The organism is Fusobacteria bacterium ZRK30 (assembly GCA_024628785.1).
Taxonomy (GTDB): Bacteria; Fusobacteriota; Fusobacteriia; order Fusobacteriales; family Fusobacteriaceae; genus Psychrilyobacter.
Genome location: CP102404.1, coordinates 387,053 through 404,487 on the forward strand (window position 1 = coordinate 387,053; position 17,435 = coordinate 404,487).

A 17,435-nucleotide genomic window follows, 5' to 3' on the forward strand; every position below is an offset into this window, starting at 1 on the left:
AAGAAGTTTAGATATTTAAAAAAAGGGTTGATTTTGAATAAACTATTAAAAATACAAAAGGAGTTATTATGGGAAAAGAAAGAATAATAGAGGTTTCAAACCTTTCTAAGATATATATAACAGGGGAACTCCCATTTAAAGCATTAAAAAATATAGATTTGTATATAAAGGATGGAGAGTTTGCAGTTATTTTGGGACCCAGCGGAAGCGGGAAAAGTACTCTTTTAAACTCCCTTGGAGGGATGGATAAACCTACCACGGGGAAAATTATTGTCAGGGGAAATGATATAAGTGGATACAACAATAAATTATTAACTGAATACAGAAAGGATGAAATTGGATTTGTTTTTCAATTTTATAACCTTTTATCCGATCTTACAGTTAAAGAAAATGTAGAATTAGCTGTGGAGATCTGTAGTAACCCTCTGGATATTGATGAAATCTTGAACAATCTGGGTTTAGGAGATAAGAAAAATAATTTTCCGTCTCAATTAAGCGGAGGGGAACAGCAGAGGGTTTCCATTGCAAGAGCTGTAGCTAAAAATCCCACTATCTTACTCTGCGATGAACCAACGGGAGCTTTAGACTATGAAACCGGGATAAAAATTTTAAAAGTTTTAACAGAAATAAATAAAAAATTCAAAAAAACCATAATAGTTATTACCCATAACTCCTCTATAGGAAGGATTGCTGACAGGATCATCTATCTAAAGAGTGGAGAGATAATAGATGTTATAGAAAATAACTCTCCTAAAAGTGTGGATGAATTGGAATGGTAATCAAAAAATTAGATTTGAGGCTCCTGAGATTTATGAAAAAAATGAAAGGACAGGTTATCAGCACTTGTTTTGTGAGTATGGTGGGAATAATTTTATATACAGCTTTAAATTCTACGGCCATTAATATGTCTAATACTTTGAACAGTTATTATGAGATGAATAACTTTCCAGATCTATTTATATCTGTTGTCAGGATTTCAAAGAATAAACTGGATCTTATTAAAAGGATGGAGGGGGTTGAAAAAGTAGAGGGGCGTGTAGTTACAGAGGTTCAGATGAAGGTGAAAAAAGGAGAGCCATCTGTAAAGTTAAGATTTTTAGGAGTTGATGGGGAAAAAGAACTGAGCAGACTAACCATTGTTTCAGGGAGGGAGATAAAAGCAGACAGGGAAGTCATATTGTTAAAGAAGTTTGCTGAAGATAAAAAATTAGATATTGGTGACAACATAAGGGTTCAGATAAATAAAAAAGAGTATATATTTAAAGTTGTAGGTTTAGCTGAACAGCCTGAATATGTGTATCTCATGAAGGACGAACAGAGTATTTTACCTCCCCAGGGTAAATTTGGGGTGGTATTTATAGGGGAAGAATTTTTACAAAATGCCCTTTCATATAAATCACAGTATAATGAGGTATTGGTGACGCTGAAAAATAAAAAAGATATTAAGGGTATAAAGGATAGGTTGGAAGATAAGCTGGATAAATACGGGTTAAAAAGGATAGTAGAGAAAGAAAATCAGCTGAGCAACAGAGCTATAAGTGATGAAATAAAAGGTCTTTATGGTACTGCTACGGTTGTTCCTATGATGTTTTTGGTAATAGCTGCCATCATCATATCAACTATTATTTCCAGGATGGTGCAAAAAGACAGGATGACAATAGGAATTCTTAAAAGTTTGGGATATTCCGATTATGAGGTTCTTTTTCATTATATTAAATGTGCTGTACTTATTGGAGGATTTGGTGCTGTACTGGGATCTGTTGGAGGTTTATATCTGTCAAATGTAATGACTAAGATGTATGCGGGACTTTTCAATCTGCCTTTTTTAATAACGAAAATTTATTATAGATATATTTTGGGGGGACTTATCATATCGATTATTATTACTGTGATAGCAGGAATAGCCGGTGCAAAAAGAACATTGAAGATCATGCCTTCAGAATCCATGAAATCGGAGGTACCCAGAGGAGGAAAAAGAATATTTTTAGAACGGGCTGAAAAGATCTGGAAAAATATAAAATTTTCCTGGAAGATAGTTATCAGAAATATTTTTAGAAATAGGAAAAGATTTATAACGGTGGTCCTGGGGGTTTCAATAACCTATATGGTTACAATTTTTCCATATTATCAAATGAATATATTCTCCCAGATATTTAATGAGCATTATGGAAAATTTCAAACAGCTGATTATAATATCAATTTCACAGGTCCATTGAAGAAAAGTGTGATATTAGATTTAAAAAATACACTTAAAATAGACGATATTGAAGGTAAGATAGAATATCCCTTTGAGTTAAAGAATGGATGGAAATCTAAAAATATTCCTATTCTTGGTCTGAAATCAAAAACACAATTTTATAACTTTAAGAATCTCAGGGGAGAGTCTGTGGATCTCCCTGAAGATGGGATTCTCCTGACGGAAAATCTGGCCAGAAAATTAGATTTAACTGTTGGAGATCATCTCTTAATCAAAAACTTTATTCCCCACAGGGACGATTTAGAGGTAGAGGTCGTAGATATTATTAAACAGAATTTAGGAATCAATGGGTATATGAACATCCATTATATGGAAAAGTATTTAGTTGATAAGGGGATGGTTACAGGTGCTCTTATACATAGTAAAGATATAGATAGATCAAAGATTGAAAATGGTAAAAATATAGCTTCTGTTGAATCAACTGAAGACCTGATTAATACCTCTAAAGAATTTTTGCAAATAACCATGGGAAGCGTTTTTCTTATGGTGATCTTTGCAGGGATCATGGGTTTTGGAATCATCTATAATGCAACAATTATAAGTATTTCTGAAAGGACAATTGAATTTTCAACTTTGGAAATATTAGGGTTTTCCAAGATAAAAATATTTAAAATCATTCTTAAAGAGACTATTTTAATGGCTGTATTTGGAATTTTAATCGGTATTCCTCTGGGGATAAAAACTGTAGAACTTCTGGCTGATGCTCTTCAGTCCGACCTCTATACTCTGGACCCCCATCTCCCTGTAAAAGTACATATCATTACCACAACTACCACTATATTTTTTATTGCTTTATCCCAGCTGTTTATAATAAAAAAAATTAATAATTTAGATCTTTTAGAGGTACTAAAATCAAGGGATTTTTAGGGAGGACTTATGAAAAAAAAATGGATTATAATTCTTTTAGCCGTTGCTGCAGCTGTAATCTCGGGTATAATTTTTGAGAAAAAAGAGGAAGTGACGGTGTTTGATGTAAGGAAAGGATGGGTAATGAAATCTATTGAAGAAAGTGGAACTATAAAGGCCGAGGATCAAAAAAATATCTACTCTAAGATTAATGGAAGGATAATAGAGATCTATAAAGAAGAGGGAGATCTTATTGATAAAGGGACAATTTTGGCAGAACTGGACATGAAAAACACTGATTTTTCAGAAAAAGAGTTAAAAGAGAAAATAAATTTATTGAGATCGGAATACAGGATCAATAAGAGGAAAATAGCTTTAAATATACAAAGGAATGAAACTCTTTTTAATGAAGCTAAACGGATCTATAAAATAAAAAAAACTTTATATGATGAAAAATATATCTCTAAAGACGAGTACCAAAAAGCATATGCTGAATATTTGATAGCTGAAAAAAAACTTATAGAGGTCAGGGAGGAGTATAAGAGGTATACCTCTAATTTGTATGTTACAAGTTATGAAAGTAATGAAAAAGTTTTAAGTAATGAATTGGAAAAAACAAAAATAAGAAAGGAAGACAGTTTAATTTTCGGGGAGGCAGATGGCATCTTATTGGATGTTTTTATAAAAAAAGGGGAATATGTAATTCCGGGAACTAAACTCTTTGAAGTAGGAGCAAAGGACACTTACTATATAGAAGCTGAAATTCTGGCAGAAGATGTGATGAAGTTAAAGGTTATGAATAGAGTTATTATCGGAAATGGGGAAGAATTTCCATTTGTTTACGGGAAGATTTCAAAGATTTATCCTAAGGCTTTTAAAAAAATTTCAGACCTGGGAATAGAGCAAAAAAGAGTAAAGGTAGAGATCAAATTTGATAAACCCATCCAGAATCTAATGGTTGGTTATGAAGTGGATATTGAACTGGTTGAGATGTCAAAGGAGGATGTAATAGCAGTTCCTAAAAACAGTGTATTTAAATATCACGGCCAAGACTACGTTTTTAAAATTTCTTCTGAAAAAGCCGTATTATCCCAGGTAAAAGAGGGGTTAAAAGGAAAGGACAGGGTAGAAATATTAGAGGGTTTAAAGGAAGATGACAAAATAATCTTGTCTCCTTCCAATCAATTACAAGATAACGGGAGAGTAAAAATTGTCGGTGAAAAATAAAAAGGGAGGAAGGAGATGAAAAAACTTTTTTTAATTCTATTGCTTTTATCTAATTACTCTATTTTTGCCAAAAATAAAGTTACCCTGGAAGAAGCGATAGATTTAGCCTATAAAAATAATTATAAGTTCAAGAATATTCAGATAGAAAACAATAATATTGAGCTTGAAAAAAATCAGGCCTACAAAGAGGCTCTTCCCTACATCAGTTATAGGGGAACTTATATTACAACAGATGAAGAAAATCAAGTAGACCTTATGGACGGAACCATGACAGATCAGGGTTTTTTCCATGAAATATCTTTGAACCAGCCTATCTATAATGGAGGAATGATAGTATCTAATATAAAGATTGCTGATATTTTTAAAGAGATCGGTGATCATAGGTTAATGGAGGAAAAAAGCCGTTTAAAGTTAGCTGTCATAACTAAATATTCCCAAATAGTTGGTCAGAAACATATTATAAGGGTATATGAGGAAGCGGTGGAAGAGGTGGAATTCTCCTATAGAAAAGCCCAGAGAGAATTGGAACTGGAGTACATCTCAAATGCAGATTATCTTCCGTTAAAAAGCAGTTATATCGACTCAAAATTAAAACTTTCAGAAGCGAAAAATCAGCTTAAGATATATTTAATAGAATTTGAAAATCTTCTTGGTCTTTCTCCCTATGAACAGACAGATGTAGAAGAGATTAAACCTGAAAAATACAGCATTGAAACCATCGATTTAAAAGATGATCTAGAGACAGCTTTAGAAAACAGCAGGGAAAGCAAGATAATTAATTTAGACAGAGAGATCACAGAGGAGAGGAAGAACGTAGCCAGGGCAGATTTGCTTCCTGAAGTTAATGCTAAATTGGCATATAATGCAGATGACAGGCATTTTAATTCATCGGGAAATAAATGGTACTGGACTACCGGGATTGAAATCAACTGGAGACTTTTTGATTTTGGAAAAAATTATGATTCCTACTCTGAAGCGAAAAACGAAGTGAAAAAGGCTGAAAATAAGAGAATGATGGAACTGAATGATCTGGAAGTAAAGATTAGAAGAAATTATATAGAATTGATTAAAACCAGCGATGCATTAAAATCCCAGGATGCCAAACTAGAAGCCACCCAGGAAAATTTTAGACTACAAAAAAAATTATACAGCCAGGGACAGATCTCAACGATTGAATATCTAATCTATGAAAATCAGCTGAATAACAGTAAATTATCGCTTATACAGGCAAATTTAAACTATTATATTGCCTATGAAAAGTATAGGGAAGATTTAAAATAAAAGAGGAGGGATAATTTAAAATCATCCTTCCCCTTTTTTTTATCTTACAAAGTGAGTATATTTTTTTGGTTCAAATTCAGGAGCTTCTACGTGACCTTTACCATTTTCAACTAATTTTAACAGGTGGGCCATATTCTTCCCTAAAATTCTCATGATTTGTTTTCCCTCTTCATCCTGCTCGATATCCCCAGGTGCTGTACCATGGATTACATTCCAGTAGTTAGAAGTAGGCATAGTCAGTTCACAATAATTTAAAAAGTTATTCAGCTGATTAAAAGTCGGAATCCCACCAGAACGTCTGACTGCTACAACAGAGGCACCTACTTTATTTCTCAGCATAGCTGATCCACCCATCACATAAAATGCACGATCTAAAAATGATTTCATTGTCCCTGCAACAGCAGAGTAATGTACAGGTGAACCCAGGATTACACCATCAGCTTCCTTCATTTTTTGGATCCATTCATTTACATAGTTATCATCTTTTATGATACATCTGTCATCTAGTTTGACTCTGCACTGACCACAGGCTAAACAGCCTCTGATAATTTTATTTCCAACATGAACAACTTCTACTTCTATTCCTTCTTTTTTTAACTCAGCTGCTACTATATCAATAGCCTGCTTAGTGTTACCATTTACCTTGGGACTTCCATTAAATGCTACGACTTTCATAAATATATCTCAACTCCTAAAGTTTTATTATTATTAATTGGGTGCAAATTCACATTGCTCTTTAATTAAAAAGAACAGTTATCAGGGTCAGGGAAGAGTTTTATATCATTGTTCAAAGTTATTTTCTCCATAGTTCCCCTCTAAATTTTTTATATTAATTGTCTATATTTGATGTTTTTCGTATAAAACTGTTTCTCCCCCAACTCTATACTTACAGATCTCAGGATACCATCTTTTGAAATGCTCAGAATTCAGATGATTTTCCAGGTCATCCTTTGTCTCCCATTTTTCAATAAAAGACATAGATGTTTTATCCTCTATATTTATATAGAAATCATACTCTATACATCCTTTTTCTTTTTTAGTTTCCATTACCAATTTTTCTGCAACTTCTTTTGTTCTTTCAATGTCATGTGTTTCTGTTATTATTTTTACAACCATTGCAATCATATTTGATATCCTCCTAAAAGCTTTTTAAGTTTTTTTCTTCACAATAACAATAACATTAAAAGTATTATATGTGAAGTAGTTTCCATATGGTTATGTAGTTTCATTATAGAAAGTATTGATTGTTTTCTTTCTTTGTAATATAATCAATCAACTAAAAAAAACTAAAAAAAAACTAAAAAAAACTAAAAATTAATATAAAAGGAGAGTTTATGGAAAAAAAATTAAGATTAAAACAAAAAGAAATAAAAAAATTAACCGGTTTAGTTGAGTTTTATGATCACAATAAAAAGATAAAAAAAAGTAAAATTGTTAAGTTTGAAAGAGATTATACCTGCCTGGATTATATCATCTGGTTTGATAATAACTATCACTGCTACCTAAAAGATATTATTTCGGTGGATGGGAAAAGTAAAGATGATTTTATAAAATCTAAGGGAATTAACACTAAGTATATGTTAGTCATGATCCTTATCTTCATGGGGATTATTGCTGATTTAGAGTTTACAATGATAAATATGCATGGGTAGTTTATTTTTGGTTGTTTCAAAAAAGATAAAGTTCGTATTGTGAGCTTTATCTTTTTTTAGTTTAGGAAATTATACCTGTAAGTGGAATCCAAAAAATACTACCAGCTACTGGTATCACCAATATTTCTAGCTTTCTGATGCGATGTCACATTTCTTTTTATATGTCTGATTTTATAATCTCTTTGAGAATATTTTTTAAATTATCTTTATCTTCACCTAATAATCCGTTGATCTCAGTTGAAAATTCATGGGTAATACCATTTATTTTATCTGCATAATCATTGCCTTTTTCAGTAAGGGAGATATATACCAGTCTTTTATCTGTCGTTGTATTTTCTTTTTTTAACAGATCTAGTTTGACATATCTTGTTATAGTCTCAGATACAGTTGATTTAGAGATTCCCCAGATTTTAACTAGATTTTTAAATTCTATTTTTTCCCCGCATTCATATAAAATCATAAAAAGATCGATATGCTTTAATTTTATTGGGATCTCTTTTATTTTAAACTCTGCTTTTAAATTATCATTGAACCTTTTATTTACACATTTTATCAGTTCTACTACACTTTCTTTCATTTTTCCCCCTTTAATTTTAATATATATCTATTATACCATACATATTTTTTGTTCGTGGTTGAACAAAGTTTAAAAAAGTGTTATAGTATCTAAGTTGTTCAAGCTCGAACAAACTATTTTGAGGAGGTCAGTATGTTTAGAAAAATATTAAAAAATGAAGTTTTATCGGGAATGACAGTTGCATTAGCTCTTATCCCTGAATCTGTTGCATTTGCATTTGTTGCAGGGGTAAGTCCTATCTTGAGTTTAAAAGGTGCAGTAGTTATGGGTTTGGTCGCAGCTATTTTTACAGGGAGACCGGCAATGATCAGTTCTTCTACAGCTGCTATCTCAGTTGTTTTTGCATCTTTAATAGCAACTTATGGTTTAGAATATTTATTTGCCACAGTTATTCTAATGGGGGTTATCCAGATATTATTGGGAGTTTTTAAACTCGGAAAATATACCCAGATCATTCCATATTCAGTAACGCTGGGATTTTTAAATGGATTATCAATTGTTATGTTTCTCGCTCAGTTTTCCCAGTTTAAAATTGATGGGAATTGGCTGCCAACAAAAGATCTATTGATTATGATCATCTTTGTACTGGTAACTATGGCGATAATTCACTTCACAGGAAAGATAACAAGCGCAATACCATCAAGTTTGGTTGCTATAGTCTCTGTGACAATTATTTCTAGTATTATGAGCCACTATGACATCTATTCTTTAAGAACAGTCCAAGATTTTGCAGGAATGGAATTAAAGGGAGATCTTCCAAAATTTTATATTCCCCACGTAAGTCTTAGTCTAGAGACATTTAAAATAATCTTTCCGTATGCAGTTATAGGTGGACTGGTTGGAGTTATGTTCATGGTGGTTATAGGTACATTCAAATGGGAAAGTTTAAAATACGGAGGCAAGATTCCTAAGACCGATGTAATAGTTGTTTTAGCAGTAACTTTTATAACTATATTTCAAGATCTGGCAACTGCAGTTATTGTAGGAGTTATCTTATCGGCTCTTATGTTTGCCTGGGAAAAGGGAAAGATCATATATGCTAATGTTGAAACTGATGAGAATGGAGAAAAAATTTATAAAATAAATGGTGTCTTATTTTTTGGTTCAGTTTATAAATTAAAAGAAATTTTTGATGTAAACAGGGATCCTGTAGATGTAATCTTAGACCTTAAATATGCTAAGGTAATGGATTTTTCCGGGATAGAAACAATCAATGCAATTGCAGAAAGATATGAGGCTCTGGGGAAGACATTTACCCTAATAAGACCAAATGAGAATTGTAGATTGTTGTTACAAAATGCAAAGAATATAGGATCTATTAAATTTATATTAGATACAGTTTAAGACAAGAATCTTATAATCTTGGAAGAGGTAGTTCATAAAAAAATGGAAGGAAATTAATCCTGCCATTTTTGTTTTTTTATTGTTTTAATATCTACTCTTTTGTCTAAGTATGGACTGCCTTCTAATGGTTCTTTTCTCCCATTCCAATTACTGAAACTTCTATATTTTAAACTTACACAACCTGGTTATATACATTTATATCTATAGATTCTGCCAATTCAATTAATTTTGAAATATTTGTCTTAAAATGCTCAGATTCTTCATGAATTTTAACAGCCTCTAAACTTTTCCACTCCTCTATAAATGTTAAAGTAGAAGGATTTTCTGTATCTTGAAATAGACCATATGAAATATTTCCTTCTTCATTCCTGCTTGCGTCTGTTAAGATTGAAGCAACTTTTAAATAGAGATCTATGTTTTCTTCCTTTACACTTGCTTTAGCTGTGATTTTTATCATATTTTTCCTCCGGTATTTATTTTTTAATAACATAAAAATAAGAAGTAATAACCCTAGAACTATCACTCCTTATCTTACTATAAGTTTTTAATAAAACTTAACAACATCTTCTATTTTTCTTCTTGTTTTATCATGTTTTGCTGGATTTTTAGCGTATCCGAAGGCTGTCATATAAGCCAGGTCGAATTTATCCATATCTATATCAAATTTTTCTGCTAAAACTTTTTCTGTTTTTTCCTTGTCAAAACCTTCAATAGGACAAGAATCTACCCCTGCAATAGCACCGGCTGTGAGCATATTTCCTAAAGCTATATATGCTTGTTTCCCAGCCCAGTCAGATAATGTTCTTTCATTTTCTAAGATTTTAAAATCATTTTCCTGGAATCCTTTGAAGAAGCCGGTTTTCATTTCAATTACATCTTCTGGTAATTTTTGAATATCTCTCATAAAATTATTTAGATAATCTGAGTCATATTTCATATCGCTTTTTCTAGTTAAAGCTACCACAAAGTGGCTGGCTCCTGTAGCTCTGTCCCTCCCACCCCATGAGAATTCAGTGACATCCAATTTTTTTTGCGGATCTCTGATCACTAAAAATTGCCAAGGTTCAAAACCAAATGAACTGGGGGAAAGTCTTCCGGCTTCTAATATAAAGTTAAAATTCTCATCACTGATAGTTTTGGTAATATCAAATTCTTTACATGCATATCTTGTATTCATTGCTTCTAAAAATTGTTTTTTCATAGTTAATCTCCCTTTATTTAAAATTTATTTAATCTGTTTTTAAAGACATTACTTTTTTGATCTGAATACAGAATAACACTAAGAGGATCATCTGTGAAGTAGTTTCCCTATGGTTATATAGTTTCATTATGGAAAGTAATGGGAATGAAAATGTTGATAAAATAAAAAAATCCTCTGCAAAACCAGACTTCTCTGGTGCAGGAGGGTTTATTTTAGAATCTTAATATTATTTTTTCCCCATAATCAGGTCGATTATTTCAACTTTTAGATTTCTGTTATCTATATCCAAAACTTTTAGATAGGTTTTAAAACATACTTCTTTATTGGGGGGTAAGTTATAGGATCTTATCTCTCCTACGGTATAGTAATTATCATTTTTATCTTTGATTTTAATATTAAACTTTATATATTCTATCTCTTTTGAACTTTTGTTAGTTACTACCCCTGTGAGACTCCTCACACCATTATATTTCCTGCTTATTTTAACCTGCAAAATATCCACACTCTGAAATCTGAAATCATATTTTTGGGAACCAAATGACATAAGTGACAGGGTAAAGAACAATAATATAATTTTTTTCATATGTATTCACCCTCCCTATAAAATATTTTTATTCCCCTAATTATATACAGGTGAATAAATGAAATACCTATAACATTAAAATTTAATAATTTTTAATGTTGTTATATTGATGAAATTTAACTGGGAGGGCAAACACAAAAAAAGGAACTCCTAAATTTAGGAGTTCCTTTGGTCAAAGATCTATTTTTATATTAAGTCATCTAGGGTTGCAGTCTTTATTGGATAGGTGTTAATTATTTTTTAACTCCCTTACTCCTACATCCTTTCTGTCTTTTCCCCAGATCTCATCCAAAAATTCATCCCTTCCTGATTTGATTCTGGAATATTGATATTTTACCGGGTTTTTCTTGGAATAATTCTGATGGTATTCCTTTGCCGGATAAAATTTAGGAGCTACTAAAATAGGAGCTACTATGGGTTTTTCATATACTCCCCTGGTCTCTAGGTCTGTTTTTGAATTAACAGCTTCTTGTTTTTGTTCCTTGTCGTAGTAAAATACAGCGGGACTATATTGATATCCCCTGTCTACAAACTGCCCCTCTCCATCTGTGGGATCTACCTGTTTCCAATAGAGTTTCAGTAACTCTTCATAGGTAACTATGGAAGGATCATAGGTGATATGGACAACTTCTATGGGTTTTTTCTTTTTATTATTTACAGTAGCAGGCTTTCCTGCATAACCTGAAACTACTGACTCTACACCTGAGATTCCCTCAAAGGATTTCTCCATAGACCAAAAACATCCTCCGGCAAAAAGAGCCTCTTTGAGTTCTCCTCCATAGGCTAAATTACCCATTATGATCATCAGTAATAGAATAGATTTTTTTATCATTATTTGACCTCCTAAAATCCTATCTGTTGAAAGCAGTAAACTGATTTTTTAAATCAATAACATAATTGTAACAAACTTTATCGGAGAAGTCAAGAATCTGAGGAGTTTAGTGAAATAAAAAAATCCTTCTGTAAGTTAGAAATCTCTACGGGCAGGAGGATTTTTTTTAATATTTATAGGGATAAATTTGATTATAAAGTTATTGAATTTTTCCATCCATTTGTATGTGCTTTAAAAGCTTTATTACTAGTAACTTTGTTTTGCCACCCGTCTGAAGTAAATGATGTATTAGATCTTTTAGCTGCTACCTTTCTCCATCCGTCAAATTTGAATAAGTTATTTCTGTTTCCATTCCACATATTTAAACCCATATTATTCCTCCTCTAATTTAAATTGTAATGGTTATAATTTTGTAATCGGTTTGGTTTGTTATATTGCAATTTTATCAAAAATGCAATAAATAAATACTTTCTAAAAAGTTACTGTAAAAACCGAGAAAGAGTATCTATTTTATCAAACCAAACGAAAAAGACCTTACAACCTAAGAGTTTTAAAATCTGATTCCTTACACGAAGCTCACAAAGAAAAGTAAGAGAGATCACTAAGGGATCTTCTTCATACTCCACCTGTTTCCACCTCTAACACATTCTAAATTATTTCATTTCAAATAAAAGTAATTTAGATACTCGTGTCTCTGGCGGACAAAGCTCATTTTTGTGTTTCTATACGAAGTTTATAGTCGTCCCACTTCGGCAGTAGTGTTTCTATAATGACGATTGTGAAAGCAGCATCGCTTTCAAAATTAAAAAAATCTAAAAATTTTAAATTTTCTGATTCTCAGAGTTTTCTCAGTGCACTTTTTATTTCTCGGTGTATCTCCGTGTCCAAGGTTTAAATCTGTGATCATCAGAGCTTTTGATCCGAGTTCTATTTATTAAAAAAAAATCCTCCTACGTCTAGATTTCTCTAGATGCAGGAAGAAGTTTCTGATACTCTTCTTTTTCTGATTGTTATACTTTATAGTAATGAAAATAAGATCTTAGCCATTATAAGTCCCATCCCTGTTCCTATGATTGCTCCTAACATTCCCATAAGTACTCCTACCGGAACCAAAGAATCATTGTATGCCCCTGCAATTACAGGTGCTGATGCAACTCCTCCAATATTTGCCACCGATGCCACACAACAGGTAAAGAGGTCAAATTTAAAGATCTTAGCAAGGATTGCCATGATAAGTGCATGGATTCCCAGGATACATGCTCCTGCAATAATATAAACCGGTGCTTCTGTCAGCTCTGCAAAGTTTGCAGAGGAAGCTATCAATCCAATCAATGTATATAAAAATATATTAGATAACTGTTTAGATCCCGGGACTTTACTCATTGGCGACATTCCTCCAACAACTCCCATAACTGTAACTAATAAAATCGACCAAGTTGTATTATTTAAAAAAGTAGTCTGAGGTAGATACTGTGCTACCCATACACAGAACGCTCCTGCTCCCAAAGCAAATGCCAATGTACCGAATAGATCTAAAAATGTAACTTCTTTTACTATCTCTTCATCTAATGCAGCCAGATGCTCGGAAAGTTCCTCCACTATGCTGGTATCAGCTTTATTGAATTTATTAAAAGCCATTATTAATTTACTTGAACCAACAAAGAATAGTAGGAGCATGATCCAAATTGAATAATCTATGGAATCTATGAGTAAGGTATATCCCATTCCTACATCATCTAAATTTAATGCCTGCTGTACTGCTACCATGTTTTGAGTTCCACCTATCCAAGAACCAGATAGTGCTCCGAAAGCCTGCCAGGAATTTTCAGCTAACTTATCCTTGAAGATCATAAATGTTACTGCAAACCCAGTCATTATACTCAATGTAGCTGAAAAAAATGCCAATAACATCTTTGGACCTAATTTTAATACATGTCGTAGATCACATTTTAATAACATCAAAAATATCATAGAGGGCAGGATGGCATTCTTCATTCCATTTCTTGCTATACCTGCTCCTGTTTTTACCCCGTCAATTGACAGTGACCAAAAACCAAAGGTAGACATGAGCATTACTCCAAAGTAGATAATTACCAGGGGAGGAATAACCTCAAAAAATTTCGTCTTAGATTTTAACTTTTCTTCAATAAAAAATACACCTGCTGCAAAACAAACTATAAACGCTATAAAACTATAACCGGATGTAATCATAAATAACCCCTCCTAATATTTTGTTATAAATTGCACAATATCAGTATTATATATAAGATATATATTGTGTTTTGTCAAATTGAATGTATGGATTTTCACGAATAGACACGAATCTCTCCCGAGATAAAAACAAAAATCCTTACACGAAGCTCACAAAGGAAATCCTAGGGAGATTACTAAAAAAAACTTTCTTCATACTCCACTTGTTTCCGCCTCTAGCTATAGAGTCGGACAAAGCTCAGTTTTGAGTTTTTATTTGAAGTTTATAGTCGTTAAGCTTCGGCAGGAATGCTTCTACAGTGACAATTATCAAGATCTATATTTACATTTAGTTTGACAACGTTGAGTTAATAATATATAAAATAATAATATGAAAATTAAACAATATATGTCATAATTGATTATTAGACGTGTCAATTAAATTGAAAAATAAGAAATGACAAATTTTTAAAGTAGAGGATGTATTTATGAAAAAAAATAAAAGTAATGGGTTTACACTTATTGAATTCTGATCGTAATAGCTATAATAGGTATATTAGCAACAACATTAGCGCCTAAATTGAGAAGAGAACTAGCAAAAGCAAAAGATGCTAAAGCTGTGGCAATCTTAGGAGCAGTTAGAACATCTATACCAATTATTATTTTGGATAAAACTATAAATGATTCGACCTCACCTACCTTTATAACATTGGAAGAAATAAGAAAGAAAGTAGATAAAAAAACAAATGATTTAATAGTTATAACAAATAGTTCCCGTGAAGCAAGAGAAAAGCAGATAGAAGTAGGGGGATCGTTATATTATACAGCAGGTTCCGAACTAGTTTATGGAGGACATACATCATTGGCATTAGAAAATAATTTAGATAATAACAATGATATGTATACCATTTTTGATGGAGGAGCACCTATTGATTTCATTGCAGGAGGAGAATCTCTCAAACTAAATTGGGTAGTAAGGCCTGTAGGATATAGCGATAGAAAAGGTGCTCTTAGTACCAATGAATTAAAATGGAATAGTTATTAATTAGAATTTTATCTATAGTATTAAATATTTAGATTTTACACAGCTAAAAGGAGTGATCTATTATGAAAAAAATACTTTTAATACTGGTGGGATTGATCCTGCTAGGATGCAGTTCTGTCGATGAAACTTCTACCAACACCGATTACTATCCTTGGTATAACGATTATTATTACGGATACTATGACAGTTATTATGATAATGGGGTTTATTGGGATGACCTATCCGATGAGGAGAAGAAAGAGATCATAGAAGATATAAAAGAGAATCCAGAATTCCAGGAATATGTAAAGGATAAGCTGGAAGACAGATTTCCAGATGGAATACCAGAGGTTGAAGATAGGAAGAGAACGAAGGAAGATATTTTGAATAATAGGGAAGAATTTGACAGGGATCTAAAGGAAAGGCAGCGACCACCTGTTTCCAATGATAATTTGTTTTTAAAGGAAAGATTAAAACAGCCCAGGACGCGGAATTTGAAAAGATAAAGCTGACTTATATTTTATAAAAACCTCCAGATTAGCGTAAATTATAACTGGAGGTTTTTTTAATTAAGGGTTTTATTTTTTTTCTGACTATGATTATTCAGGGGTTATAAGCTTACCTTCAAAAACAGTTACAGCTTTTCCCCCAACCCATACTTGAAAGTCATTTTCAGCATCTATTTGAACAATTATTCTACTTGGTTTTTTCATCCAATCACCTTGATGTGCAACAAAAGATAGATGTTTACCTGACCCCCATCTTTTTGTATAAAGACAAGCTCCTAATGCTCCGTTGGAGGTTCCTGTTGCAGATTCTTCTGGTATACCAAAAGCAGGAGCAAAGTTCCGACACCATACTTGATTTTTTTTATCAATAGAAAAGGCATGAACCCCGACAATATTAAGTTTTTGACTTAAGTTTGCTAATTTATCCATGGCAGGTGTTAAATTTTTTAAAATTTCAGTTGATCTAATGGGTAATAAAAGGTCGGGGAGCCCTGTAGACCAAATTTCTGGGAACTCCATTAAATTTTCTATTCCAACTTCTTCAGAGGCTAAGCCCATTATCGTAAATAATTTATCTAGGGGGATTTCTTTTTTAAAATTTTTGGGGGAGGTTTGCTGCATTAATATACTTCCATCTTCTAAAAACTGAATATTTAATTTTCCGGCTTTTGTTTTTTGAATTATTTGTGTTTTATGAGGAGGAATAATACCTAATTCTTTTAACAGGCTAAAAGTTGCAATTGTTGCATGACCACATAAATCAACTTCTTCAGTTGGGGTAAAAAAACGTAATTCAAAATCATAATCTATGGAACCGGGAAAAACAAATGCAGTTTCAGAAAGATTCATTTCTTTTGCTATTAATTGCATTTGAAGGGATGAAAGTCCTTCAGCGTTTGGAACTACTCCTGCTGGATTTCCGCTATATACTTTATGAGTGAAAGCATCTACCTGGTAAATTTCTTTTTTCATCGAATACCTCCTGTTTAATTTATATTTACGATTAATTTGGCAAATTAATTTAAATATCTATTTTAGATCTCATTGCTTTTTTATAAACTTTGAAAGCAGAAAATATTATTTTTAGAAACTTCTTTTATAGTCATAGAGACCTCCCTTTGATAGTTTATTTAATTATACCAAAAAAAAGTGAGGCCACTAAGAAAATCTGTGATCATTTTTCTTTTATTCTGATCCCACAGAAAGAAATTTTTTAAGGTATAATTCTACTATAAGACAATAAAGTGCAGTGAAATATTTATATAAATTTGGAGGTTTTTATTATGGATTTTTTAGAATTGGCAAAAAAACGGTATTCTGTGCGTAAATTCAGCAGTCAAAAAGTTGAAAAAGAAAAAATTGATCTGATTCTCGAAGCCGGTAGACTTGCTCCTACAGCAGTTAACTATCAGCCCCAGAGGATTCTTGTTCTTGAATCAGATGAAAGTCTGGAGAAATTAAAGGAATGTAGCAAATATCATTTTGATGCCCCCCTGGCAATCCTTGTCTGCTATGACAATACCATAAGCTGGAAGAGGCGTTACGATGATAAGGATATGGGAGAAGTTGATGCCTCTATTGTAGCAACTCAAATGATGTTAGAGATAACTAACCTTAACCTTGGTACTACCTGGGTTGGTCATTTTGACCCCCAAAAGATTAGAGATACATTCTCGCTGCCTGAAAATATAATACCGGTTGCACTATTTCCTATCGGGTATCCCCATGAAAAAAGTACACCTCATCCATTACATGACCAGAGGTTTGAGATATCTGAAACTGTAGTTTATAATTCCTTTAAAAAATAAAGAAAAAATGGAGACTGGAATTAGTCTCCATTTTTTTAATTCCAGGGAGTATTTTTCAAGACTACCACTAACAATTTTATACTTCTAATAATAACTCTAATAAT

At 32.3% G+C, this 17,435-nt stretch carries 19 protein-coding genes; 9 read left to right on the forward strand and 10 right to left on the reverse strand.

The window, feature by feature from the left end:
- Positions 1–68: 68 nt before the first annotated feature.
- The 4 genes from NRK67_01920 to NRK67_01935 are packed head-to-tail and all read left to right on the forward strand — an operon-like array spanning position 69 to position 5,611.
- Positions 69–779 (forward strand): ABC transporter ATP-binding protein, encoded by a 711-nt coding sequence (locus NRK67_01920; protein UUV17614.1) that lies wholly within the window; start codon positions 69–71, stop codon positions 777–779.
- A 32-nt stretch (positions 780–811) separates the two neighbouring features.
- Complete coding sequence (locus NRK67_01925; protein UUV17615.1) at positions 812–3,124, forward strand: ABC transporter permease; 2,313 nt, start codon at positions 812–814, stop codon at positions 3,122–3,124.
- A 9-nt stretch (positions 3,125–3,133) separates the two neighbouring features.
- Complete coding sequence (locus NRK67_01930; GenBank protein UUV17616.1) at positions 3,134–4,330, forward strand: HlyD family efflux transporter periplasmic adaptor subunit; 1,197 nt, start codon at positions 3,134–3,136, stop codon at positions 4,328–4,330.
- Positions 4,331–4,345: 15 nt separating this feature from the next.
- Complete coding sequence (locus tag NRK67_01935) at positions 4,346–5,611, forward strand: TolC family protein (GenBank protein UUV17617.1); 1,266 nt, start codon at positions 4,346–4,348, stop codon at positions 5,609–5,611.
- A gap of 39 nt (positions 5,612–5,650) precedes the next feature.
- Here NRK67_01935 and NRK67_01940 read toward each other — a convergent pair whose 3' ends face one another.
- Both NRK67_01940 and NRK67_01945 read right to left on the reverse strand, forming a co-directional pair.
- Positions 5,651–6,286: a flavodoxin family protein gene (locus NRK67_01940; protein UUV17618.1), complete on the reverse strand. Its 636-nt coding sequence runs from the start codon at positions 6,284–6,286 to the stop codon at positions 5,651–5,653.
- 162 nt (positions 6,287–6,448) lie between these two features.
- A complete protein-coding gene (locus NRK67_01945) occupies positions 6,449–6,736 on the reverse strand; it encodes an antibiotic biosynthesis monooxygenase (protein ID UUV17619.1) in 288 nt (95 codons plus the stop codon).
- A gap of 209 nt (positions 6,737–6,945) precedes the next feature.
- Between NRK67_01945 and NRK67_01950 the strand changes: the two genes are divergently transcribed.
- A complete protein-coding gene (locus NRK67_01950; protein UUV17620.1) occupies positions 6,946–7,263 on the forward strand; it encodes a hypothetical protein in 318 nt (105 codons plus the stop codon).
- Positions 7,264–7,420: 157 nt separating this feature from the next.
- Here the strand turns inward: NRK67_01950 and NRK67_01955 are convergent, their stop codons facing one another.
- On the reverse strand, positions 7,421–7,840 hold the full coding sequence (locus tag NRK67_01955) for a MarR family winged helix-turn-helix transcriptional regulator (protein UUV17621.1): 420 nt from the start codon (positions 7,838–7,840) through the stop codon (positions 7,421–7,423).
- Between the two features lie 132 nt (positions 7,841–7,972).
- On the opposite strand from NRK67_01955, the gene NRK67_01960 reads away from it, so the two are divergent.
- On the forward strand, positions 7,973–9,184 hold the full coding sequence (locus NRK67_01960; protein ID UUV17622.1) for a SulP family inorganic anion transporter: 1,212 nt from the start codon (positions 7,973–7,975) through the stop codon (positions 9,182–9,184).
- 172 nt (positions 9,185–9,356) lie between these two features.
- Here NRK67_01960 and NRK67_01965 read toward each other — a convergent pair whose 3' ends face one another.
- From NRK67_01965 to NRK67_01990, 6 genes are all read right to left on the reverse strand, one after another.
- Positions 9,357–9,641: an antibiotic biosynthesis monooxygenase gene (locus NRK67_01965; GenBank protein ID UUV17623.1), complete on the reverse strand. Its 285-nt coding sequence runs from the start codon at positions 9,639–9,641 to the stop codon at positions 9,357–9,359.
- 87 nt (positions 9,642–9,728) lie between these two features.
- The gene (locus NRK67_01970; GenBank protein ID UUV17624.1) at positions 9,729–10,385 is read right to left on the reverse strand and encodes an NAD(P)H-dependent oxidoreductase; all 657 of its coding nucleotides are present in this window, start codon (positions 10,383–10,385) and stop codon (positions 9,729–9,731) included.
- A gap of 226 nt (positions 10,386–10,611) precedes the next feature.
- Complete coding sequence (locus NRK67_01975) at positions 10,612–10,968, reverse strand: hypothetical protein (GenBank protein ID UUV17625.1); 357 nt, start codon at positions 10,966–10,968, stop codon at positions 10,612–10,614.
- A 229-nt stretch (positions 10,969–11,197) separates the two neighbouring features.
- Entirely contained in the window at positions 11,198–11,800 is a 603-nt protein-coding gene (gene msrA / locus NRK67_01980; GenBank protein UUV17626.1) for a peptide-methionine (S)-S-oxide reductase MsrA, read from the reverse strand.
- Between the two features lie 191 nt (positions 11,801–11,991).
- Positions 11,992–12,171 (reverse strand): hypothetical protein, encoded by a 180-nt coding sequence (locus NRK67_01985; GenBank protein ID UUV17627.1) that lies wholly within the window; start codon positions 12,169–12,171, stop codon positions 11,992–11,994.
- A gap of 646 nt (positions 12,172–12,817) precedes the next feature.
- On the reverse strand, positions 12,818–14,011 hold the full coding sequence (locus tag NRK67_01990) for a DUF819 family protein (GenBank protein UUV17628.1): 1,194 nt from the start codon (positions 14,009–14,011) through the stop codon (positions 12,818–12,820).
- A gap of 559 nt (positions 14,012–14,570) precedes the next feature.
- Here NRK67_01990 and NRK67_01995 point away from each other — a divergent pair.
- A complete protein-coding gene (locus tag NRK67_01995) occupies positions 14,571–15,035 on the forward strand; it encodes a hypothetical protein (GenBank protein UUV17629.1) in 465 nt (154 codons plus the stop codon).
- Between the two features lie 62 nt (positions 15,036–15,097).
- Positions 15,098–15,520, forward strand: a complete 423-nt coding sequence (locus tag NRK67_02000; GenBank protein UUV17630.1) for a hypothetical protein — start codon at positions 15,098–15,100, stop codon at positions 15,518–15,520.
- A 93-nt stretch (positions 15,521–15,613) separates the two neighbouring features.
- Here NRK67_02000 and NRK67_02005 read toward each other — a convergent pair whose 3' ends face one another.
- On the reverse strand, positions 15,614–16,495 hold the full coding sequence (locus NRK67_02005) for a PhzF family phenazine biosynthesis protein (GenBank protein ID UUV17631.1): 882 nt from the start codon (positions 16,493–16,495) through the stop codon (positions 15,614–15,616).
- 311 nt (positions 16,496–16,806) lie between these two features.
- Here NRK67_02005 and NRK67_02010 point away from each other — a divergent pair, with 311 nt between their 5' ends.
- Complete coding sequence (locus tag NRK67_02010; protein ID UUV17632.1) at positions 16,807–17,331, forward strand: nitroreductase family protein; 525 nt, start codon at positions 16,807–16,809, stop codon at positions 17,329–17,331.
- The last annotated feature ends 104 nt before the right edge of the window (positions 17,332–17,435 follow it).

Coding starts and splice junctions, on each gene's coding strand:
- NRK67_01975 (UUV17625.1), bottom strand. CDS start 10,968: ATGAAAAAAATTATATTATTGTTCTTTACCCTGTCACTTATGTCATTT.
- NRK67_01965 (UUV17623.1), bottom strand. CDS start 9,641: ATGATAAAAATCACAGCTAAAGCAAGTGTAAAGGAAGAAAACATAGAT.
- NRK67_01925 (UUV17615.1), top strand. CDS start 812: ATGAAAAAAATGAAAGGACAGGTTATCAGCACTTGTTTTGTGAGTATG.
- NRK67_01940 (UUV17618.1), bottom strand. CDS start 6,286: ATGAAAGTCGTAGCATTTAATGGAAGTCCCAAGGTAAATGGTAACACT.
- NRK67_01955 (UUV17621.1), bottom strand. CDS start 7,840: ATGAAAGAAAGTGTAGTAGAACTGATAAAATGTGTAAATAAAAGGTTC.
- NRK67_01945 (UUV17619.1), bottom strand. CDS start 6,736: ATGATTGCAATGGTTGTAAAAATAATAACAGAAACACATGACATTGAA.
- NRK67_01950 (UUV17620.1), top strand. CDS start 6,946: ATGGAAAAAAAATTAAGATTAAAACAAAAAGAAATAAAAAAATTAACC.
- NRK67_02000 (UUV17630.1), top strand. CDS start 15,098: ATGAAAAAAATACTTTTAATACTGGTGGGATTGATCCTGCTAGGATGC.
- NRK67_01990 (UUV17628.1), bottom strand. CDS start 14,011: ATGATTACATCCGGTTATAGTTTTATAGCGTTTATAGTTTGTTTTGCA.
- NRK67_01985 (UUV17627.1), bottom strand. CDS start 12,171: ATGGGTTTAAATATGTGGAATGGAAACAGAAATAACTTATTCAAATTT.
- NRK67_02010 (UUV17632.1), top strand. CDS start 16,807: ATGGATTTTTTAGAATTGGCAAAAAAACGGTATTCTGTGCGTAAATTC.
- NRK67_01970 (UUV17624.1), bottom strand. CDS start 10,385: ATGAAAAAACAATTTTTAGAAGCAATGAATACAAGATATGCATGTAAA.
- NRK67_01960 (UUV17622.1), top strand. CDS start 7,973: ATGTTTAGAAAAATATTAAAAAATGAAGTTTTATCGGGAATGACAGTT.
- NRK67_01920 (UUV17614.1), top strand. CDS start 69: ATGGGAAAAGAAAGAATAATAGAGGTTTCAAACCTTTCTAAGATATAT.
- NRK67_01935 (UUV17617.1), top strand. CDS start 4,346: ATGAAAAAACTTTTTTTAATTCTATTGCTTTTATCTAATTACTCTATT.
- NRK67_02005 (UUV17631.1), bottom strand. CDS start 16,495: ATGAAAAAAGAAATTTACCAGGTAGATGCTTTCACTCATAAAGTATAT.
- msrA (UUV17626.1), bottom strand. CDS start 11,800: ATGATAAAAAAATCTATTCTATTACTGATGATCATAATGGGTAATTTA.
- NRK67_01930 (UUV17616.1), top strand. CDS start 3,134: ATGAAAAAAAAATGGATTATAATTCTTTTAGCCGTTGCTGCAGCTGTA.